Consider the following 20,940-nt stretch of genomic DNA (forward strand, 5'->3'; position numbering starts at 1 on the left):
TATAAATAAACAGGAATAGTAATGGAAGAAAAAGATATTGATCAGCAAATTGAAGAATTAAGTAAAATTACCCGTGAAGATGGTAAGGAAACTTATGCTCAAGCTCAATTTGAGTTAGGAGATATATATCGTAATATAAAACACGATTATAGTCAGGCTGAAGCTTTTTATTTAAATATCAACAAAGAAGATAATCCTGAAGTTTATGCTCTAGCTCAGTTTCTTTTAGGATATATATATCAAGAAATAAAACACGATTATGATCAGGCTGAAGCTTTTTATTTAAATATCAACAAAAAAGATAATCCTGATGTTTATGCTAAAACTCAGTTTAGTCTAGGATATATATATCAAGAAATAAAACATAATTATGATCAGGCTGAAACTTTTTATTTAAATATCAACAAAAAAGATACTCCTGATGTTTATGCTCTAGCTCTGTTTGGTTTAGGATATATATATAATAATATAAAACACGATTATGATCAGGCTGAAGTTTTTTTATTAAATATCAACAAAGAAGATAATCCTGAAATCTATGCTCAAGCTCAATTTTTTTTAGGATATATATATCAAGAAATAAAACACGATTATGATCAAGCTGAAGTTTTTTATTTAAATATCAACAAAGAAGATAATCCTGAAATCTATGTTCTAGCTCAGGGTAATTTAGGATATATATATCATGATATAAAACACGATTATGATCAGGCTGAAGTTTTTTTATTAAATATCAACAAAGAAGATAATCCTGAAGTTTATGCTAAAGCTCAATTTTTTTTAGGATATATATATCAAGAAATAAAACACGATTATGATCAGGCTGAAGTTTTTTATCTAAATATCAACAAAAAAGATAATCCTGAAATTTATGCTCTAGCTCAGGGTAATTTAGGATATATATATTATGATATAAAACACGATTATGATCAGGCTGAAGTTTTTTTATTAAATATCAACAAAGAAGATAATCCTGAAGTTTATGCTAAAGCTCAATTTTTTTTAGGATATATATATCAAGAAATAAAACACGATTATGATCAGGCTAAAGCTTTTTATTTTAAAATTACTAAAGAGAACAATCCTGAAATCTATGCTCAAGCTCAAGATATCTTAGGCAAAATCTATACAGAAAAAATTAAAAAAGAAACTCAAGCTACAGACTGCTTTCTCCTTGCCTCTAAAATTGAGAGTTACTCAAATCGTTATCCATATCAATATATTTGCGCTCAATTAATTTTGGGGTTGAAACAAAATAACTTTAATCATGATTTTAATGAAAAAGAATTTAACGAACTTAAAGATTTCATCTATAATAAAATTGAAAATTTATGTAACTTAACTAATAATATTAAAAATATTTTATTTATTTCTAAAATATTAGATAATAAATATAGCAAAAAACAGCCGGAACGACGTGTCGCTCATTATACCAAGCCAGCTGTATTATTTAATCTGCTTAAAGGAGAAAATCCCAGTAAATTCCGGCTTAATATCGTAGATTTCATGAATGACCCCAGTGAAAATCAGGTATTAACCAGCTGGCTGAATATTAGCAATCATCCTGATAATGAAATTAAAAGCTTTTTAGCCAGTTTTTCCTTTAATCATAATTGTCTGAATCAGTTTCGTTTATACGGTAATGAAGATAACATTATTGGTTCCGGTATCAGTATTGCTTTTAATAAAAATTTTTTTGGTCTGGATACAGAACGCAGTATCAATAACGAAATAATCTCATTACACAGTATTAAATCTATCAAATCGTTTGAAAATAAACAAGTAAAACTTGAAACTGAGCAAATCGAAATTATAAGTGCCAATACTCTTTATCCTTTGCCTTTATACCGTTGCCTGTATTTTGATCCAGAAACAGGATATATGGCGTTAGCTAAACGCAATAAACAATCCTTTTATCTGGAAAACAAAAATGAAAAAACACCAAAAGCCATTGATAGCGAGTGGAATGAATATATTAAATCATTAGATGAACCTAAAAAAATCAGTTGTATTCGTGACAATTTAGAAAAAATAAAAGAGTTGATTAAAGAACTTTTGGATAATTCCAAGTTACAAAAAATCTCTAATCTAGACGAACTACTCAGTCTGGCGGTTTTACCCATTTCCTGCCTGATAAAACATGCTGCTTTTGAAGATGAAGATGAGTGCCGGATGATTTATATTACTCATATTGCCGATGATAATATTGTTGAACCGCAGGATTACCAGTCTGCTAACAGTTTGTATGTCGAATATACGCAAGTAGAAGAATATATTGATAATATTTATCTGGGTCCGCAATGCAAGATACAGCATAAAATATGGCTGCAAAATCATTTTAAAAAGAAACAGCGTGAAAGAGAAATTAAGCTGATTAAATCTGAAATGCCGCTGCGCTGATTCAGGCTAAAACAGCAGGATTAATTAAAATATCAGCTTTACTGCTATTGCTAAACTGGCAGTTCGGTTATCCCATGTATAATCTGCCTGTATCAGAAATTTAACCGACTAAATACCGGCCGGAAATATCCGTTCGGTATTTCTTTGGCGGTGTTATATGAGTGCCGGACTATGCAGGAACATAAACAGTTGATTGCCGCAGAATATTCAGCCGGGAGTGATGCACACCAGCTCCGGCAAAATGCCAAACCGAAGAGAACTTTATCCGTAGCGCCGATGCTGGACTGGACAGACAGGCATTACCGCTATATGGCCAGACTGATTAGCAAAAATACGTGGCTGTATACAGAGATGATTAATGCTAATGCAATCATCCATGGCAACAGTGACAGATTACTGGCCTATCATCCGCAGGAGCAACCTGTTGCTTTGCAGCTGGGCGGCAGTGAGCCGGCAATTCTGGCACAGGCTGCTAAAATTGCTGCCGGTTATGATTATGATGAAATTAATCTTAACTGCGGCTGCCCTAGCCCGCGGGTACAGCAAGGTGCTTTTGGTGCCTGCCTGATGCGTGAAGTTGAACTGGTAGCGCAATGCTTAAATACTATGCAGGAAGCAGTGAATATTCCGGTAACGATTAAGCATCGCATCGGTCTGGATAAGGAAACAGCCTATCAGCCTCTGGCTGATTTTGTCGGTACGCTACATGAAAAAACGGCCTGCCGTATTTTTGTTGTTCATGCACGCAATGCATGGCTGGAAGGGTTATCGCCGAAAGATAACCGTGATATTCCGCCTTTACGTTATGATTATGTTTATCGTCTGAAACAGGAATTTCCTGATCTGGAAATTATTCTTAATGGCGGGGTTACCGATAATGCACAAATTCACCGGCATTTGCAGTATGTTGACGGGGTAATGGTCGGACGTGAGGCTTATCATAATCCGATGCTGATGCGCAGCTGGGATGCTGAATTTTATGCCAGTCGCCAGCCGGCTATTGAATATGAAGATCTGGTTAATCAGTTAATTGACTACGCTCGCCGGCAGCTGGTTAAGCCGGACGTTTCATTGCGTCATATGGCTCGGCACTATCTGGGGCTGATGCATGGTTTACCTGGTGCGCGCCAATGGCGGAGAATGCTGTCTGATGCTTCGTTATTAAAAAATAACGATGTCAGTCTGATTGCGGAAGCATGGCAGGCGGTAAAAGAAAGTGCCGCAAGCCAGTCTGAGTTGATTTAAGTTACAATTAGGCCGTTTTTATTTGGATAAATCCGCATGCAACAGTATCTTGACTTAATGCAACACGTTTTAGATCGGGGCACAGATAAAGCAGACCGTACCGGCACGGGTACGCGCTCGGTTTTTGGCTATCAGATGCGTTTTAATCTGGCTGATGGCTTTCCTGTGCTGACTACTAAAAAGTTGCATTTACGTTCAATTATTTATGAGTTACTCTGGTTTCTGCGCGGCGATACTAATATCGGCTATTTGCATGAACATAATGTTTCTATCTGGGATGAATGGGCAGATGCTGATGGTAATCTGGGGCCTGTATACGGCTATCAGTGGCGCAGCTGGCCGGCTCCGGATGGCCGTCATATCGACCAGATCAGTAATCTGCTGCAACAGATTAAACACAATCCCGACAGCCGCCGCCTGATTGTATCTGCATGGAATCCGGCACTGGTAGATGAGATGGCTTTACCGCCCTGCCATGCTCTGTTTCAGTTTTATGTGGTTGAAGGCAGGCTTTCCTGTCAGCTTTATCAGCGCAGTGCTGATATTTTTCTGGGTGTGCCTTTTAATATTGCCAGCTATGCTCTGCTAACGATGATGATTGCTCAGGTATGTGATTTAGAGCCGGGGGAATTTATTCATACGCTGGGTGATGCTCATTTATATAGTAATCATTTTGAACAGGCTAAACTGCAGTTAAGCCGCACACCGAAAAAACTGCCGCAAATGCATCTGAATCCTGATGTAAAAGATCTGTTTTCTTTTCAGTTTGAAGATTTTACGCTTACTGATTATCATCCGGATGCCCACATTAAAGCACCTGTAGCTGTATGAATACTCTGAATAAAATTACGCTGATTGCCGCTCTTTCGGATAATAACTGTATTGGCGAAAATAACCGTATTCCCTGGCATGTGCCCGAAGATTTTGAATTTTTTAAAAGTTACACTATGGGCAAGCCGGTTGTTATGGGACGTAAAACGTGGGAGTCGCTGCCCAGAAAACCGCTTCCTGGCCGCGCCAATTATGTTATCAGCCGGCAGGATGCACAGACATTCAGCGGAGCAATTTTGTGTCACAGTGTTGAAGATGCGCTCAGACAATTAGCCGGTTGCTCTGAAATTATTATTATGGGCGGGGCACAAATTTATACTCAGGCGATGCCTCTGGCTACCGATTTGCGGTTAACCAGAATTCATGTTGATGTTGCCGGAGATACTTTTTTTCCGGCAATTGATACGGATATCTGGCAGCAAACTGAAAGCAGCAGTCATGTAAGCAGTAAAAATAATATTGCTTATGATTTACAGCATTATGTACGCCGGTCTGGTGTTGAGTAAGTTTTATTGCGCAAGCCAGTTTGTATTCAGTCCGATTGCTCTGAAATCAGAGACTGCAATACAGACTGGCTGATTGATGATGCTGTAAATTTTCTCAGTAGTATTTTCTAAGATTTACGTTTTCGCTGAATTGTCGGGAAAATGTTGGTTTTCTGCGTTTATGCAGGTGCTATATTTGTCTGCTATTTACTGCATATAATCAGCATAGATAATCTTTGACAGTTACCTGCCAATCCCCCACAATAAGCCTGCACATTGTTAATCAAATTAAACATCAGAAGGATGCAGTCATGAGTACAGTAACTCTTCAAGGTACCGCTGTTGAAGTCAGTGGTCAGTTTCCAAAAGCAGGCAGTACAGCACCAGCTTTTACGCTGACTGATGCCGGTTTAAATGAATTATCGCTTACCGACTTTGCCGGTAAACGTAAAGTACTGAATATTTTCCCTAGTGTAGATACGGGTGTTTGTGCTGCATCTGTACGCCATTTTAATGCAGCTGCGGCCAATCTTTCTAATACTGTTGTGTTGTGTATTTCTGCCGATTTGCCATTTGCGCAGGCTCGCTTTTGTGGTGCAGAGGGGCTGGATCAGGTAAAAACTCTGTCAACATTCCGTCATCCTGAATTTAAGGAAAACTACGGGGTTAAACTGAGCAGCGGTGCTTTAGCCGGCTTATGTGCCCGTGCGGTTATTGTGCTGGATGAAAATAATCAGGTTTTATACAGTCAGTTAGTAGCTGAAATTACGACAGAGCCGGATTATGAGCAGGCATTAGCCGCTCTTTAAAATGGCTTTTTCATACAAGCGTTCAGATATCTGAACGCTTTTTTTCTTTCGGGCTATGTCGTTGCGCTGGCAGCTTTGTTAAAATCTACTGATAAAGATATTTAACTAGAATAACAGGAAATCACATCAATGAACCCACAAAAACTGACTACCGATATACAACGCCCGAAATTAACTCCTCCCAACGGGGAAAATAAAGTATTGCTTCATTCTTGCTGTGCGCCCTGCTCTGGTGAGGTTATGGAAGCAATGCTGGCCTCTGGTATTGATTATACGATTTATTTCTATAATCCTAATATTCACCCGAAAAAAGAATATGAAATCCGCAAGGATGAAAACAAGGCATTTGCGGAAAAATTCAATATTCCTTTTATTGATGCTGATTATGATATGGACAACTGGTTTGAACGCGCTAAAGGGATGGAGTTTGAACCGGAACGCGGCATTCGCTGCACTATGTGTTTTGATATGCGCTTTGAACGCACAGCATTGTACGCGTATGAAAATGGTTTTTCGGTTATTACCAGTTCATTAGGAATTTCCCGCTGGAAAAATATGCAGCAAATAAACGATTGCGGCAAACGTGCAGCAGAAAAATATCCTAATCTTGTTTACTGGGATTATAACTGGCGTAAAGGCGGCGGTAGTCAGCGTATGATTGAGATTAGTAAGCGTGAGCAGTTTTATCAGCAGGAATACTGTGGCTGTGCTTATTCTTTACGTGACAGCAATGCCTGGCGGCGTGAGCATGGCAGAGAAAGCATTAAAATTGGTACGAAATTTTATGGTACTGAAGAAAAGGCTTAAGTATTTTTGCTAATCATTGGTTGTATTTTGAGTCACTTCATCAGTATTACTCTCTAAAAGCGGATTCAGACTTGAATCCGCTTTTATATGGGAAAGTGTTCAGGTTAAATTTTTCATGAATGGCTTTATTTTCATTCAAGCAAATATTGAAATTTTTTGTTGAACATTATGTAAAACTCGATAAATTTGTACTCAGTTTATATCAACCATACGTAATATAACTGCACAAGGAAACTAATGCAGTAACGAGAAGGATAAACATGAATCAATGGATTTTTCTTTCCATCGCTATACTGGCTGAGATATTTGCAACCAGTATGCTTAAGCTGAGTAATGGTTTTACCCGGCTGATGCCCAGTATTTGCTCTGTTCTGGGCTATATTATTTCGTTTTATTCGCTTGCACAAACTCTGAAAACTATGCCTGTAGGCATTGCTTATGCAGTGTGGTCCGGTGTGGGCATTGTTTGTGTGTCAGTCATAGCCTGGATCAAATTCGGACAAAAGCTGGATATGCCGGCAATTATTGGCATTGGTCTGATACTGGCGGGTGTTATTGTGATTAATCTGTTTTCCAAATCGATGACTCATTAGCAAAAAAACCGTGGATTTCCACGGTTTTTTGCTAATGCAGTATGACTGTATTATTCTGCTGATGCAGATTTCGGTTCATGCTGCAAGCTTACTGCACGAGCAGGCACAATTGTGGAAATCGCATGTTTGTATACCATTTGTGTTACTGAAGTATTACGTAAAAGTACAACATACTGGTCAAATGATTCCACCTGACCCTGTAGTTTAATACCGTTTACCAGATAAATTGAAACTGGCACATACTCTTTTCGCAGTGCATTCAAGAAAGGATCTTGTAACATTTGTCCTTTGGCGCTCATTTGGCTACTCCTGTTTTTTTGATTATGTTATCGCTTAGCTGCACCTGCGTACAGCGATTTAGAAAGCAGTGTCAATGCTATCACATTAATGGGCATTTGTTTTCTTTGAACTGACTTTATTTTTACGCTTTACCTGCTTTTTCGATTGTTTTATCTGTTCACGCTTGGCAATTCGGTTACTTAGTTTGACACGACGCAATGGCTGCGCCGGTTTGCTGTCATTTTCCTGATATGGATTTTCGTTTACATTATATTGGATACGTAAAGGTGTCCCCTGTAAATGAAATGCTTTGCGAAATGTTTGTGTCAGATATCGGGTATAAGCATCGCTGATATGCTGTAAGGCATTACCATGTATGACTATAACTGGCGGATTCATGCCGCCCTGATGGGCATAACGCATTTTAGGGCGAATTAAGCCGGCGCGCGGAGGCTGCTGCCGTTCCAGTGCACTTTGCAATACGCGGGTAATTTTCGGGGTAGGCAGTTTAATCATTGCAGCATCATAGGCTGCCTGAATTGAGCTGAAGAGCCCGTCAATTCCTTTTTCTTTCAATGCCGAAATATAATGAAATTTAGCAAAATCAAGAAAATACAGTTTACGTGCTATATCACGCTTAACCTGTTGCTTACGCTCTTCGGTTATTCCGTCCCATTTATTTACTGCAACAACTAAAGCACGCCCTGCTTCCAATGCAAAGCCGGCAATAGTTGCATCCTGATCGGCTATATCCTGTTGTGCATCAAGTACCAGTACAGCTACGTTAGCTGCTTCGATAGCCTGCATTGCTTTAATAACGGAAAACTTCTCGATGGCGTCATCTACTTTGCCACGACGACGTACTCCGGCAGTATCGATAATGGTAAAAGGTTTGTCGTTGCGCTCGAAATCAATGTGAATTGAGTCACGTGTGGTACCGGCCATGTCAAAAGCAATAACCCGCTCCTCACCCAGAATTGCGTTAACCAAAGTTGATTTGCCGACATTCGGCCGACCAATAACTGCAAAAACCGGATGATGACTGTTTACCGGTTCCTCTTCTTCTGGAAAGTCTTCCAGTACAGTTTCTATCAGCCCGTACACGCCGTCACCATGCGCCCCTGATATAACGATAGGCTCTCCCAGACTTAGTTCATAAAATTCTGCTGCCAGAATTGGTCTGTTAGCGCCCTCACCTTTATTCACTGCCAGATATACAGGCCGGGAACTCTGGCGCAAATGGTTGGCAATAATCTGATCCTGTGGTGTCAGACCAGTACGTCCATCTACCAGAAAGATAACTGCATCCGCCTCATCTACGGCTTGCAGAGTATGGCGAGCCATTTCATATAAGATACCGCTATCTACTACCGGCTCAAAACCACCGGTATCAACAACCAGATAAGGTTTACTTCCCACTCTGCCGTGCCCGTAATGCCGGTCGCGGGTTAGGCCGGGTAAATCGGCAACCAGTGCATCACGTGTACGGGTCAGACGGTTAAATAATGTTGATTTGCCTACATTCGGGCGACCAACCAGAACAATCGTTGGTTTCATACTCATTCTTTCAGATAATTTCTATTGCTCTAAAACAGCAATAGCCTGCCAGCGGCAAGCTTTTCAGTACAACTGATAAACCTGAAATTCCTACCGGTTTTTCGGGCCGGAATTTCAGGTTTTATTAAGCATTGATTAACTCAAACTGCTTATTTTCATTTGGATGACTTCACGCTGTACTGAATCTTTTGATAATAAATTCAAAGCTTGCTGGTAAGCAGCAACGGCTTCGGTATTTTTCTTCTGTGCCTGTAAAACATCACCTTTGGTTTCAAGCAGAACCGGCTTTAATTCATTGGTTACTTTCACGTCCAGCGCCTGTAAGGCTTCATTGTATTTACCCTGCTGTAAATATACGGTAGCCAGCCGTTGCGCAACGATTGTTTGCAATAAGTCATCATGCTGTCTGGCTTTAACCCATTGCAAATGGCGGATGGCTTCATCATATTTACCATCGTCAAATGCTGAACCGGCCATCATCAGTGTAGCCTGAGTTGCATTCATGGTATCAGGATATTTTTCCTGTAATTGTACAAGTGCTTTTTTACTCTCAGTCAAATTATTGGCACTAGCCTGTGAAATAAATGTATCAAATACTTCTGCTGCTTTTTCATTATTACTGCGTAAATGACTTTGATACAGCACATAACCCAGATATGCCAATGACAATATAACCAGTATAGCAAAAATCCAGCGTCCCCAGCGTTGCCAGAAATATTTGAAATTTGCAACTTCCTGTTCATCCTGAATATGTACAACCATTATGCATTCTTCCATTGTTGGATTAACTGTAAAACTGCTTCGGCAGCAACAGTCTGTTGTTCATGAGTACTCAAATTCTTAAGCGTTAGGGTATTGTTTAATTGCTCTTCCTGAGCAACGATTACAGCTATTGCCGCACCACTGGCATCAGCTTTTTTCAACTGTGCTTTCAGACTCTGATCACCACAGTGTAAATAAACATTCAAACCTGCTGCCCGTAATAATGCGGCATGCTGCATGGCAATCAGACTGCTTCCTTCTCCCTGATGGATGATATATATGTCAGGCGCATTGTTAATATGCAGTTTGCCAAATTCCTGTACAAGCAGTAATAGACGTTCAATACCCAATGCAAAGCCAATAGCCGGCGCTGGTTTACCGCCAAGCTCTTCAATCAGCCCGTTGTAACGACCGCCACCACATACAGTTGCCTGTGCGCCAAGTTTAGTTGTCGTCCATTCAAAAACGGTCAGATTATAGTAGTCCAGACCGCGAACCAGACGGGGGTTTTCTACATATGTGATACCAAGCCCGTCCAGCATATTTTTTAAAGTATTATAGTGTGCAAGTGATTCTGCACCCAGATAATCTATAAGACGTGGCGCAGCATTCGCCATTGCCTGTAAATCGGGATTTTTAGTATCCAGCACACGTAACGGATTAGTATGCATACGACGCCGGCTATCCTCATCCAGAATGGCTTCATGCTGTTGTAAATAAGCAATTAGTGCAGTACGGTGAGCAGTACGCTCCTGCTGATTACCCAGAGTATTTAATTCAAGTGTGAGGTATTCCCGAATACCCAGCCGTTCCCAGAGATTTGCAGTCATGGCAATCAGCTCGGCATCTACATCAGGGCCGTTAAATCCTAATGCTTCAACACCAACCTGATGGAACTGACGATACCGCCCTTTTTGTGGGCGCTCCCGTCGGAACATCGGCCCCATATACCATAATTTTTGCGGACTATTGTAAAGTAAGTTGTGCTCAACAACTGCACGCAGGCAGGAGGCTGTACCTTCCGGCCGCAGGCTCAGGCTCAGTTTGTCGTTGGAATCGGCAAATGTATACATTTCTTTGCCCACAACATCGGTTTCTTCACCTATTGAACGTACAAACAAACCAGTTTGCTCAACAATCGGTGTACGAATCTGGTTGTAACCAAAACTGCGTGTCCATGCGACCACTACGTCTTCAAACGCCTGCCAGAGTGCAGATGTCAGTTTAAAATCTTTCTGCTCTACTGGCAGTAAATCATTCATGCCCTTAACGGCCTGGATTTTCTGACCCATATTAATTAATTTGTATATCCCTATTAAACTATATTAGCTGCTGACAGCTATAACAGTATATTTATCTTATAAAGCCGTAATCGGAATCACTTTCGCTGTTTCCCGCTTTTTACCCTGCTCACCATAATTGGTCTGAATATATTCTTCTACTAAGGCCAGAAACTCTTCAGCCATATGTTCGCCTTTTAAGGTAGTTTTGCGCTCGCCATCCACATATACAGGAGCAACAGGTGTTTCACCCGTACCAGGCAAAGATATGCCAATGTCGGCGAGTTTACTTTCACCAGGCCCGTTAACAACACAACCCATAACCGCTACATTCAGATTTTCAACACCCGGGTATTGCAGCCGCCATACAGGCATTTTTTCACGCAAATACTGCTGAATATCCCGCGCCAGTTCCTGAAACACGGTACTGGTTGTACGTCCGCATCCGGGACATGCTGTTACCAGCGGCGTAAAAGAACGCAATCCCATGGTTTGCAGGATTTCCTGAGCAACCACTACTTCCTGAGTCCGTGCACTTCCCGGCTCAGGAGTAAGCGATACTCTAATGGTATCACCTATACCCTGTTGCAATAAAATAGCCAAAGCCGCAGTAGACGCTACGATACCTTTACTCCCCATTCCTGCTTCGGTTAAACCAAGATGCAGCGGATACATACAACGGGAAGCAAGGTTATGATAAACCTCTATTAAATCCTGTACATTAGATACTTTACAAGACAATATAATCCGGTCAGCCGGTAAACCAAGACTTTCTGCCTTTTGCGCAGATTCCAGTGCAGAAACAATCAATGCTTCTTTCATAACTGATTCTGCAGGCTGAGGAGTTGCTAAAGCCAGATTATTGTCCATCATGCGCTTTGCAAGAGCCTGATCCAGCGAGCCCCAGTTTACTCCGATGCGAACAGCTTTATTGTGCTCTGTTGCTGTATGAATCATGAAAGCAAATTTTTCATCGCCCTTCACACCTTTACCCACATTACCCGGGTTAATCCGGTATTTTGAAAGTGCTGTTGCACAATCCGGATAATCTTTAAGCAGGCGATCGCCATTAAAATGAAAATCACCAACTAAGGGGACATTACAGCCCATGTCATTCAGACGCTGGCGAATTTCAGATACTCTGGCCGCCGCCTGAGGTGAGTTAACTGTAATTCGAACCAGTTCGGAACCGGCATCTGCCAGTGCTTTTACCTGAATGGCTGTTTGTTCAGCATCAGCAGTATCAGTGTTAGTCATAGACTGTACTCTGACAGGTGCTTCAGATCCGATAACTACATGATCAATTTTTACCTGATGGGTTTTCCTTCGTACTCCAGCCAAGGTCATTTCAATTTCCACCTACCGTCATTGCTGCGGTTCTTTTCTTGTTTTGTTCAATAGCGATATCTTTTCCGGCAAACCGGATACTGGCACCAGGGGTATAACCAAGTATTACTTTGTACGGAGCAGCCCCGCCAAACTGATGTGTACTACCGGCATCCACCACCTGACTGATGAGCACCTTGCCATTTTTATCACTTACCTGCAACCAGCTTCTGTTTTCAAGTTTTATTACCAGTGTATCTGAAGCTGATACAGCAGGCTGAGAAACCTGTGTATCTGTAGTATTGCTTGTACTAGCAGACTGACTGGCCGCAGTAACTTCGGTAACAGGCTGAGAACCGGTGTGTTCATTGTCCGTCATCGGTACAACACGAATATTGCTGGCAGCGATATCACTAATAGAAGCTGTTTGCACAGATACTTCCTGACCGGCTGTAGCAGTTTGTCTGGCATTTTCAGAAGTAGATTTAGTCTGCCATGCATATACCACTGCACTAATTAAAATTACTACTAATACAACAATCAGCCAGCGTGGAAAATGACGACGCTGCGGCTTACCTTTGAAATCAAGATCCGCAGAAACGACTTTATTGCTGTCTGAAGTTGACAAGTGACTGGCAGCAGGAAAAATCTGCTGAAAATATTGCTTCAGTTCTTTTTCATCTACTTCGAGCAAACGGGCATATGAGCTTAAAAAGCCTTTGATGAATACAGCTTCTGGCAAACCTTTATAGCTACCGCTTTCCATTGCCTCAATTTGCCGTGCCGGCAGTTTTAAACGTTCGGCAACTTCACCTACAGACAGTCCTTTCTGTTTTCGTGCCTGAGAAAGTAATGTTCCCAGAGTAACTGCTGCATTTGGGCCGGACTCGGGATTTTTGGTTTGCTCATTCATCAGAATTTTCCTGTAGAAACCTGCTCTAACTCAGCAGAATAAGGGAAATTATTACGCAGTTGTGCTTCATATTCGTAAGCGGCCTGCATATTACCCAAAGATCTTGCAATTCTCCACCCCAATAATAAATCATCAGCAGATAAGTTATTTATCTGACTCTGATACTGCTTAAACAGATAATTGGCATCCGAAGCATTACCTGCCAGCAAATTATTACGTGCCATTTCTTTCTTTGCAGCAATAAAATTCGGATTTGCTGCCAAAGATCGTTCAAAATAGCTGTTGGCCAGCTGATACTGCCCCATTCGACTACTGCAAATACCTTTATTGAACTGGGCAATTTCCGGTGTAGGATAAGTCGGATCAGCCAAAGCTTTATCAAAATAAGCTAATGATGCATTCGGCTTCTTCAAAACATCACACACAAACCAGCCATAGTTATTATTTACTTCTGCACTATCTGATGCTAATGACAAAGCACGCTGAAAACTCTCTTCTGCTTTTGCCGGTTCTTTTAAATACTGCCATATCTGAGCTCGTATCAACCATGCATCAAGTGAACTACTATTATTTTTTATCGCTTCATCAATCGCTTCAACAGCCTGACGATAATTTTGATTTTTCAAATACTCTACCGCCAGCTGAGTTTTAATCTGTGCAACCTCTCTGGCTCGCTGTGCCGCTGTCGGTTTTTTGTTCATAGTCTCAGTAGCACAGGCTGATAATACCAGTGCACATAATAGAGCTAACCCCATTTTTTTCATCGAATCATCCCTGTACAAGTTGCCACTTTTGTTGTCGCTGCGTTTTGTCTTTTACTTTTCCCGCAAGCTGACCACATGCTGCATCAATATCATCACCACGGGTTTTTCTGACTGTTACTACAAAACCTGCTTCCTGCAAAATTTCACGAAATACACGGATACGTTCATTTGTTGAACGCTCAAACCCCGAATTGGTAAACGGATTAAACGGTATCAGATTAAATTTACACGGCACATCTTTAACCAGATCGATTAATTCACGCGCATGTTCGGGAGCATCATTAATACCTTTCAGCATAATATACTCAAAGGTAATAAAATCACGCGGTGCTTTTACCAGATAACGCTGACATGCAGCCATTAACTGGTTAAGCGGATATTTCTTATTCAATGGAATGAGTTTATCACGCACCTGATCGTTAGAAGCATGCAGTGAAATAGCTAATGCTACAGGCATAACTTCTTTCAGGCGATCCATCTGGGGTACCATGCCAGAGGTTGATACAGTTACACGACGACGTGATAAACCATAGCCGTGGTCATCCAGCATGATACTTAATGCTGTCACCACATTATCAAAATTGGCTAATGGCTCGCCCATTCCCATCATAACCACATTGGAAATTACTCTTTCATCCTTAGGTGTAACACCAAGGGCTTTGTTAGCCCACCATAACTGCCCGATAATCTCTGCTGTGGTCAGATTGCGGTTAAAACCCTGTCTGCCGGTAGAGCAAAACATGCATTCCAATGCACAGCCTATTTGCGAAGAAATACATAACGTACCCCGGGTATCTTCCGGTATAAAAACCGTTTCCACACCATTACCAGTACCAACATCAAGCAACCATTTGCATGTACCATCAGCTGATTTTTGCTCAATCAGTAAATCCGGTACTTTTACTTCCGCATTATCCAGTAATTTATGACGCAAAGATTTAGCCAGATCAGTCATATCTGTAAAATCGGCTATTCCGCCTAAGTGCATCCAGCGCATCACTTGTCTGGCACGAAAAGGTTTCTCTCCCATTTGAGCAAAATGGGCAGTTAAACCGGGTAAGTCAAAATTTAGCAAATTGGTTTTCATCAGGGTAATACATTAAGTAAGCAATAAATAGTAATAACTGGTTTTCAGTCATTCTATTATGCTGATAATACAACTTTATTCAACAATCTATACAATTCTTTAATTTTTACCAGACAGATAATGCCATATTTTTTTCAGTGGTTTTTCCGTTTTCTTTTTCTGAACAATGACATTAAATAAACGACGATAGTGGTTTGGAGGACAAGTCAAAACTTCAGTAGCATGCCATCCGTCGGAAGTATTTTTAAATAAGAAACTGCTGTTATCGCGGATATCAAAACCTTCCACCGTTTCAAAATCACTGATATCAGGATTCGTTTTATCTGTTTTTTTACCGCCAAGAGCTAAAATGGAACCGCCCCATTCAATTTCCCAGTCGGCTGAAGTATTAAAATAAAAAATGTGTGTACCGATTTTATCAAGACTATCACAGTGCGGTGAAACTTCAGAACCAGTTTCACCTACATGCCAAGCGTAACGAATAGTATATTCATCAAGATTTAAATAACGATTTAAAAACTCCAGATAAGGCTCCGATGTTTGTACCTCACGTACAAATTCCTGCCATACATTCGGCAACTGCTCAATTTTGGTTACGCCAAGTCCGGACTGATCATTTTTATGATAGATAGATTTTTCAAATGCCAGATAGTATCGATTGTGCGGCCGCTGCCCGCTTTTTCCGCGCGGTCTGTTCACATGCTTTTCAAATAGATCCAGACTGGGAAAATTGTTATACAATTCATTAAATGCTTCGGGTAGTAATATTTCCTTAAATAAATGATTTGGAAATGGTTTGGTTTCATTAAATTTCTGAACCGGAAGCGATTTTAAAACAGATAAATTAAAAAAATCAGACACTTTATTTCTCCTACTTGTATTTATACAAATTAGTCCACCTGTACAGGTGGACTAAGTTCAATAAATTTATTTACAGTATTAACGAGCGCATAGCTCATCGGCTGCAAAAAAATATGCAATTTCAATAGCTGCATTTTCAAGGCTGTCTGAGCCATGAACAGCATTGGCATCAATTGAATCAGCGAAATCAGCACGAATTGTGCCTGCAGCGGCTTCCTTAGGGTTAGTTGCACCCATTAATTCTCGATTTTTGGCGACTGCATTTTCACCTTCCAGCACCTGAATCATCACTGGTCCGCTAATCATAAAACTTACCAGATCTGCAAAAAACGGACGTTCCTTATGAACAGCATAAAAACCTTCAGCCTCAGCTTGAGACAAATGTTTCATTTTAGCAGCAACAATTTTCAGCCCGTTATTTTCAAAACGGCTGTAAATCTGTCCGATAACGTTTTTAGCAACTGCATCAGGTTTAACAATAGATAATGTGCGCTCGATAGTCATATTTGTTTCCATAAATATTGAATATACTAATTTTTTGCCGCAAAATTGCTTCAAAAAACATATCTTGTCATTTTAACAAAATTCAGTCTTATTTAATATCTTTTCCTATACTTGCATTTTCACTATCAAGTGTTAAATGAGGCAAAGTTAAATATTCTTCTGAACGCATTTCTGTAAGACGGCTGGCTGTACGAGTAAACTCGTTGGCGAAATCGCCGTCTGTATAGATATCATCTATAGCGACCTCGCAACTGGCACATAGCTTGATACGATAATCATACAAAACATCAATTAACCAGGTAAGCCGTCGTGCTTCAGCCATCTGACCAGATCCCATTTTGGGTATGTCTGACAAAATTAATACGCGAAATTTTTTTGCCAGTTCCAGATAATCATTTTGTGAGCGCGGACCACAGCATAATGTATTGAAGTCGAACCAAATTGTTGTATCAGAAATTGCTTTGTATGGTAATTTACGCCCAAGTATTTCAATTTCTCCGCCAGTAATTTCCTGTTCACCATTAATTTTGTGAAATAACTCTGTTAATTTTTGTTCACTGCTTGCATCTGCTGGTATATAGAATATATCTGCCGGCTTTAATGTACGCATTCGATAATCTTCACCGCCATCTACATTTAAAATAGTCAGCTCTTTTTCAATTAGTGCAATAGTAGGCAAAAAACTGGAACGATTCTGACCTTGCGGATAGAGCTCAGACGGAGCGTAATTGGACGTAGCCACCATAACCACACCCTGCTCAAATAAGCCCTCAAGTAATCTTCCCAGAATCATGGCATCAGCGATATCACTGACATGAAATTCATCAAAACACAACACTCTTACTTCACGAGCAATATCCTGTGCGACTGCACTCAATGGATTAGTCTGACTATGATGATCTTTTAATCGTTCCTGTACTTCTGCCATAAAAGCATGGAAATGTACCCTGCGTTTGCGCCGATATGGTAAACATCCAAAAAAAACATCCATTAAAAAACTTTTGCCACGCCCGACTCCGCCATACATATACAAGCCTTTCGGTGCGCGCGGCGAACGCAGGCTGCGCCCGAGAAAGCGGTTTCGTTTACGTTTGAACATCATCAACTCTGTCCAGAGTCTGTCCAGTTGTTTAATTGCACGTAACTGAGCTGCATCATGTATGAATCCGGGTTGCTGTTCTGCAGCCTGATACCAAGTAAGAGGGCTTTGATTATTAAATTCGGGAGCAACAAAGACTGATGTGGTCATATGATTGATTTCTTCTGGATGTCAGAATTGTATTTAGCAAAAGTTAAAAGACGTAACCTTAGCACACCTACTTAGCATCCGACCACCATAAAATAAAAATACGCCGCAGAAACTGCGGCGTTAACGTCTATCTAAAATAAAACAGAATTATTTATCTTTAGATACGAGAGCTTTGTCAACACGTTCACGTAATTCCTTACCAGGTTTGAAGTGCGGTACATATTTTTCCGGTACTGACACCTTTTCACCTGTTTTAGGATTACGTCCAACACGAGCTGGACGGTGATTTAAATCAAAGCTACCAAATCCACGAATTTCAATTCGCTGACCTTTAGCTAAAGCCCGAGTCATCGTATCAACAAGAATCTTAATACTTTGCTCAACGTCCTTAGCATTTAATACAGTACTATCATTATTAGCAGTATATAATTCCGCCAGGCGAATCATTAACTCCGACTTCGTCATAACCGCTTATTCGCTTTCACCAGATAATTTAGCTTTTAACAAATCACCCAGGCTGGTAGTACCGGCTGAAGCATTGTTGTTAGTAGACAACGAACGCATAGCAGCACTGTTTTCCTGTGCATCCTTAGCTTTAATAGACAGATTGATATTGCGATTTTTACGATCTACCGTAGTAATCACAGCTTCAACATCATCGCCTTCTTTCAGGACATTGCGAATATCCTCAACACGATCATTTGAAACTTCTGATGCGCGCAGATAGCCTTCAACATCATCAGCCAATGCAATAACCGCACCTTTAGCATCCAGTGATTTCACTTTACCGGTTACGATGCTGCCTTTGTCATTTACGCTGACATAGTTGCTGAACGGATCGCCAGCCAGCTGTTTTACACCCAGAGAAATACGTTCTTTTTCAACATCAATGGCCAGAACCACAGCTTCAACTTCTTCACCTTTCTTGAACTGACGTACAGCTTCTTCGCCACCGTCTGTCCATGACAGATCAGAAAGATGAACCAGACCATCGATACCGCCGGGCAAGCCGACAAATACACCAAAGTCAGTAATGGATTTCACAACGCCTTTGATTTTATCGCCTTTTTCATGGTTGGATTCGAATTCCTGCCATGGGTTAGCCTGACATTGTTTCATACCCAGAGAGATGCGACGACGATCTTCATCAATTTCAAGAATCATCACTTCTACTTCATCACCCATCTGAACTACTTTGCTTGGATGAACATTCTTATTAGTCCAGTCCATTTCAGAAACGTGTACCAGACCTTCGATACCCTGTTCGATTTCCACAAATGCACCATAATCAGTCAGATTGGTAACTTTACCAAACAGACGGGTACCCTGCGGATAACGACGGGCCAGACCATTCCACGGATCTTCACCCAGCTGTTTCAAGCCCAGAGAAACGCGGCTGCGCTCCTGATCAAATTTCAATACTTTAGCTTCAACTTCCTGACCAACTTCCAGCACTTCGCTTGGATGTTTAACACGGCGCCATGCCAGATCAGTAATATGCAGCAGACCGTCGATACCACCCAGATCAACGAAAGCACCGTAATCGGTAATGTTTTTCACAATACCTTTCACTACTGAACCTTCTTTCAGGTTTTCCAGTAAGGCTTTGCGTTCTTCACCAAGAGTTTCTTCCAGAACAGCACGGCGTGAAACCACAACATTGTTACGGCGTTTATCCAGTTTAATAACTTTGAATTCAATTTCCTTGCCTTCAAAGTGAGAGGTATCTTTAACCGGACGTACATCAACCAGTGAACCGGGCAGGAATGCGCGGATGCTGTTAATCATCACAGTCAGACCGCCTTTGACTTTACCATTAATCACACCAGACAGAATTTCACCATTTTCCATGGCTTCTTCCAGCTTGATCCAGTCAGCAGCACGTTTGGCTTTTTCACGTGACAGCTTGGTTTCACCAAAACCGTTTTCCACAGATTCAATAGTTACGGTGACAAAATCGCCAACCTTAACTTCAATCTCGCCCGCTGCATTTTTGAACTCGCTCACATCAATCAGAGATTCTGACTTCAGACCGGCATTCACAGTGACGAAATTATTGTCTATGGCAACAACTTCTGCGGTGATGACTTCGCCGGGATTCATCTCTTGCAAGGTGAAACTTTCTTCCAGCAACTGGGCAAAATTTTCCATAGTCATATATTTATGTTCTCAAACAGGTATCGTCAGGGGATACAAAAGTTAGTTAATCAAAACCGGCACACCCTGACTGTGCCAGTCAAATCATATAATTACTGCCGGCATCTATTACAAGCCTGTCAGTATAAAAACATGTAAAACAATTATTTAGTACAAAATTCAAACATTTTCAAATATTGAAATGCTAAGAATGTTAGTACAAAAAGTTTAATTATAACCTAATTTTAGATTTTTCGATACCAATCAAGTACTTTTTTCACACTTTCTTCAATATTAAGAGAGGAAGTGTCTAAAATTTTTGCATCACTAACTGGCTTAAGCGGTGCTACAGTACGCTGACGATCCGCCTGATCACGTTTTTCGATATCAGTAAGAATTTGCACAAAATCCGGACCATCAACAGCCAGACCTAACTGCAAAGCCCGCCGCTGCGCCCGTACTTGTGCACTGGCTGTAAGAAATATTTTGAGTTCGGCTTGTGGAAAAACAACAGAAGCCATATCTCTTCCGTCAGCAACCAGTCCTCTTGGCGTTAAAAAATCTCGCTGACGTTGTAACAATGCAGTCCGTACTTCAGGCAGTGCCGCAATAGCAGATGCACCCATGCCAATACTTTCTGTCCGTATAGCTGAAGTTACATCCTCATCATTCAGAATAATCGAATCATTCTTGAAAACTACCGGAAGTTCTTGTGCAAGAGCAGCCACATCATGTTCGTTATGCCAGTTTATATTCCGTTGCTGCGCATATAATGCAGTTAACCGATAAAGCGCCCCGGAATCCAGATAATCTCTGGACAAAATAGCCGCTACCCTTGCTGCCACCGTTCCTTTTCCAGACGCACTGGGACCATCAATTGCAATTACCTTTAATCGCGGTTCTGATTGTATTGCAACCATATTAGTACCTTTTAACAAGCTTTTTTCAGCCTTATAGATTGTCCCGAATTATATTTATATATCAGAAAATTCGTTCTAAACACAAACTGATATCATTTATATCAAAAACTAATGAGCCATCAGACTGGTTAG

General features: G+C 40.8%; 21 protein-coding genes. 7 read left to right on the forward strand and 14 right to left on the reverse strand.

All coding sequences use genetic code 11. The features are described 5' to 3' along the window. Window positions 1-21 precede the first annotated feature (21 nt). From GYY70_RS03130 to GYY70_RS03160, 7 genes are all read left to right on the forward strand, one after another. Window positions 22-2,400, forward strand: a complete 2,379-nt coding sequence (locus GYY70_RS03130) for a tetratricopeptide repeat protein (RefSeq protein WP_174831268.1) — start codon at window positions 22-24, stop codon at window positions 2,398-2,400. Window positions 2,401-2,571: 171 nt separating this feature from the next. Then, window positions 2,572-3,645 carry a tRNA dihydrouridine(20/20a) synthase DusA gene (gene dusA, locus GYY70_RS03135; RefSeq protein ID WP_174831269.1) on the forward strand — a complete coding sequence of 358 codons (1,074 nt, stop codon included), beginning with the start codon at window positions 2,572-2,574 and terminating at the stop codon, window positions 3,643-3,645. A 36-nt stretch (window positions 3,646-3,681) separates the two neighbouring features. After that, window positions 3,682-4,476, forward strand: a complete 795-nt coding sequence (locus GYY70_RS03140; RefSeq protein WP_025330796.1) for a thymidylate synthase — start codon at window positions 3,682-3,684, stop codon at window positions 4,474-4,476. Beyond that, window positions 4,473-4,982 (forward strand): dihydrofolate reductase, encoded by a 510-nt coding sequence (locus GYY70_RS03145; RefSeq protein ID WP_172396979.1) that lies wholly within the window; start codon window positions 4,473-4,475, stop codon window positions 4,980-4,982. Before GYY70_RS03140 ends, GYY70_RS03145 begins: the two co-directional genes overlap by 4 nt. A 290-nt stretch (window positions 4,983-5,272) precedes the next feature. Next, window positions 5,273-5,770: a thiol peroxidase gene (gene tpx, locus GYY70_RS03150; RefSeq protein WP_084551136.1), complete on the forward strand. Its 498-nt coding sequence runs from the start codon at window positions 5,273-5,275 to the stop codon at window positions 5,768-5,770. A 129-nt stretch (window positions 5,771-5,899) separates the two neighbouring features. Continuing rightward, window positions 5,900-6,577: an epoxyqueuosine reductase QueH gene (locus GYY70_RS03155; RefSeq protein ID WP_025330799.1), complete on the forward strand. Its 678-nt coding sequence runs from the start codon at window positions 5,900-5,902 to the stop codon at window positions 6,575-6,577. 260 nt (window positions 6,578-6,837) lie between these two features. Further along, window positions 6,838-7,170 carry an SMR family transporter gene (locus GYY70_RS03160; RefSeq protein WP_037476230.1) on the forward strand — a complete coding sequence of 111 codons (333 nt, stop codon included), beginning with the start codon at window positions 6,838-6,840 and terminating at the stop codon, window positions 7,168-7,170. A gap of 50 nt (window positions 7,171-7,220) precedes the next feature. Here GYY70_RS03160 and hfq read toward each other — a convergent pair whose 3' ends face one another. The 14 genes from hfq to cmk form a co-directional block, all read right to left on the reverse strand. Beyond that, window positions 7,221-7,469 carry an RNA chaperone Hfq gene (gene hfq / locus GYY70_RS03165; RefSeq protein WP_037395054.1) on the reverse strand — a complete coding sequence of 83 codons (249 nt, stop codon included), beginning with the start codon at window positions 7,467-7,469 and terminating at the stop codon, window positions 7,221-7,223. 85 nt (window positions 7,470-7,554) lie between these two features. After that, complete coding sequence (gene der, locus GYY70_RS03170) at window positions 7,555-9,006, reverse strand: ribosome biogenesis GTPase Der (RefSeq protein ID WP_037395057.1); 1,452 nt, start codon at window positions 9,004-9,006, stop codon at window positions 7,555-7,557. Between the two features lie 135 nt (window positions 9,007-9,141). Next, a complete protein-coding gene (locus tag GYY70_RS03175) occupies window positions 9,142-9,768 on the reverse strand; it encodes a tetratricopeptide repeat protein (protein WP_041879496.1) in 627 nt (208 codons plus the stop codon). Beyond that, window positions 9,768-11,060, reverse strand: a complete 1,293-nt coding sequence (hisS, locus tag GYY70_RS03180; protein WP_174831270.1) for a histidine--tRNA ligase — start codon at window positions 11,058-11,060, stop codon at window positions 9,768-9,770. Before hisS ends, GYY70_RS03175 begins: the two co-directional genes overlap by 1 nt. A gap of 66 nt (window positions 11,061-11,126) precedes the next feature. Then, the gene (ispG, locus tag GYY70_RS03185; protein ID WP_174831271.1) at window positions 11,127-12,395 is read right to left on the reverse strand and encodes a flavodoxin-dependent (E)-4-hydroxy-3-methylbut-2-enyl-diphosphate synthase; all 1,269 of its coding nucleotides are present in this window, start codon (window positions 12,393-12,395) and stop codon (window positions 11,127-11,129) included. 1 nt (window position 12,396) lies between these two features. Then, complete coding sequence (locus tag GYY70_RS03190; RefSeq protein WP_174831272.1) at window positions 12,397-13,287, reverse strand: RodZ domain-containing protein; 891 nt, start codon at window positions 13,285-13,287, stop codon at window positions 12,397-12,399. Further along, complete coding sequence (gene pilW, locus GYY70_RS03195; RefSeq protein ID WP_084547716.1) at window positions 13,287-14,051, reverse strand: type IV pilus biogenesis/stability protein PilW; 765 nt, start codon at window positions 14,049-14,051, stop codon at window positions 13,287-13,289. The genes GYY70_RS03190 and pilW overlap by 1 nt, the downstream gene beginning before the upstream one ends. A 4-nt stretch (window positions 14,052-14,055) precedes the next feature. After that, window positions 14,056-15,138 (reverse strand): 23S rRNA (adenine(2503)-C(2))-methyltransferase RlmN, encoded by a 1,083-nt coding sequence (gene rlmN, locus GYY70_RS03200; protein ID WP_174831273.1) that lies wholly within the window; start codon window positions 15,136-15,138, stop codon window positions 14,056-14,058. Window positions 15,139-15,237: 99 nt separating this feature from the next. Beyond that, entirely contained in the window at window positions 15,238-15,999 is a 762-nt protein-coding gene (locus GYY70_RS03205; RefSeq protein WP_025330809.1) for a hypothetical protein, read from the reverse strand. A 78-nt stretch (window positions 16,000-16,077) separates the two neighbouring features. Beyond that, on the reverse strand, window positions 16,078-16,503 hold the full coding sequence (ndk, locus tag GYY70_RS03210; RefSeq protein WP_025330810.1) for a nucleoside-diphosphate kinase: 426 nt from the start codon (window positions 16,501-16,503) through the stop codon (window positions 16,078-16,080). Between the two features lie 88 nt (window positions 16,504-16,591). Beyond that, window positions 16,592-17,752, reverse strand: a complete 1,161-nt coding sequence (gene zapE, locus GYY70_RS03215) for a cell division protein ZapE (RefSeq protein WP_041879476.1) — start codon at window positions 17,750-17,752, stop codon at window positions 16,592-16,594. A 147-nt stretch (window positions 17,753-17,899) separates the two neighbouring features. Continuing rightward, window positions 17,900-18,217 (reverse strand): integration host factor subunit beta, encoded by a 318-nt coding sequence (locus GYY70_RS03220; RefSeq protein ID WP_037395076.1) that lies wholly within the window; start codon window positions 18,215-18,217, stop codon window positions 17,900-17,902. A gap of 6 nt (window positions 18,218-18,223) precedes the next feature. Further along, complete coding sequence (gene rpsA / locus GYY70_RS03225) at window positions 18,224-19,909, reverse strand: 30S ribosomal protein S1 (RefSeq protein ID WP_041879471.1); 1,686 nt, start codon at window positions 19,907-19,909, stop codon at window positions 18,224-18,226. 224 nt (window positions 19,910-20,133) lie between these two features. Next, a complete protein-coding gene (gene cmk / locus GYY70_RS03230) occupies window positions 20,134-20,808 on the reverse strand; it encodes a (d)CMP kinase (RefSeq protein WP_174831274.1) in 675 nt (224 codons plus the stop codon). Window positions 20,809-20,940 lie beyond the last annotated feature (132 nt).

Origin of the sequence: Snodgrassella sp. ESL0324, assembly GCF_013344955.1 — a bacterium.
In the GTDB taxonomy this organism is placed as follows: Bacteria; Pseudomonadota; Gammaproteobacteria; order Burkholderiales; family Neisseriaceae; genus Snodgrassella; species Snodgrassella alvi.

Bases quoted from the DNA above. Each gene is read 5' to 3' on its own strand.
- hfq (WP_037395054.1), bottom strand. From the start codon at position 7,469: ATGAGCGCCAAAGGACAAATGTTACAAGATCCTTTCTTGAATGCACTG.
- GYY70_RS03220 (WP_037395076.1), bottom strand. From the start codon at position 18,217: ATGACGAAGTCGGAGTTAATGATTCGCCTGGCGGAATTATATACTGCT.
- rpsA (WP_041879471.1), bottom strand. From the start codon at position 19,909: ATGACTATGGAAAATTTTGCCCAGTTGCTGGAAGAAAGTTTCACCTTG.
- zapE (WP_041879476.1), bottom strand. From the start codon at position 17,752: ATGACCACATCAGTCTTTGTTGCTCCCGAATTTAATAATCAAAGCCCT.
- GYY70_RS03160 (WP_037476230.1), top strand. From the start codon at position 6,838: ATGAATCAATGGATTTTTCTTTCCATCGCTATACTGGCTGAGATATTT.
- GYY70_RS03145 (WP_172396979.1), top strand. From the start codon at position 4,473: ATGAATACTCTGAATAAAATTACGCTGATTGCCGCTCTTTCGGATAAT.
- GYY70_RS03140 (WP_025330796.1), top strand. From the start codon at position 3,682: ATGCAACAGTATCTTGACTTAATGCAACACGTTTTAGATCGGGGCACA.
- ndk (WP_025330810.1), bottom strand. From the start codon at position 16,503: ATGACTATCGAGCGCACATTATCTATTGTTAAACCTGATGCAGTTGCT.
- der (WP_037395057.1), bottom strand. From the start codon at position 9,006: ATGAAACCAACGATTGTTCTGGTTGGTCGCCCGAATGTAGGCAAATCA.
- GYY70_RS03155 (WP_025330799.1), top strand. From the start codon at position 5,900: ATGAACCCACAAAAACTGACTACCGATATACAACGCCCGAAATTAACT.
- tpx (WP_084551136.1), top strand. From the start codon at position 5,273: ATGAGTACAGTAACTCTTCAAGGTACCGCTGTTGAAGTCAGTGGTCAG.
- hisS (WP_174831270.1), bottom strand. From the start codon at position 11,060: ATGGGTCAGAAAATCCAGGCCGTTAAGGGCATGAATGATTTACTGCCA.
- rlmN (WP_174831273.1), bottom strand. From the start codon at position 15,138: ATGAAAACCAATTTGCTAAATTTTGACTTACCCGGTTTAACTGCCCAT.
- dusA (WP_174831269.1), top strand. From the start codon at position 2,572: ATGCAGGAACATAAACAGTTGATTGCCGCAGAATATTCAGCCGGGAGT.
- GYY70_RS03190 (WP_174831272.1), bottom strand. From the start codon at position 13,287: ATGAATGAGCAAACCAAAAATCCCGAGTCCGGCCCAAATGCAGCAGTT.
- GYY70_RS03130 (WP_174831268.1), top strand. From the start codon at position 22: ATGGAAGAAAAAGATATTGATCAGCAAATTGAAGAATTAAGTAAAATT.
- ispG (WP_174831271.1), bottom strand. From the start codon at position 12,395: ATGACCTTGGCTGGAGTACGAAGGAAAACCCATCAGGTAAAAATTGAT.
- cmk (WP_174831274.1), bottom strand. From the start codon at position 20,808: ATGGTTGCAATACAATCAGAACCGCGATTAAAGGTAATTGCAATTGAT.
- pilW (WP_084547716.1), bottom strand. From the start codon at position 14,051: ATGAAAAAAATGGGGTTAGCTCTATTATGTGCACTGGTATTATCAGCC.
- GYY70_RS03175 (WP_041879496.1), bottom strand. From the start codon at position 9,768: ATGGTTGTACATATTCAGGATGAACAGGAAGTTGCAAATTTCAAATAT.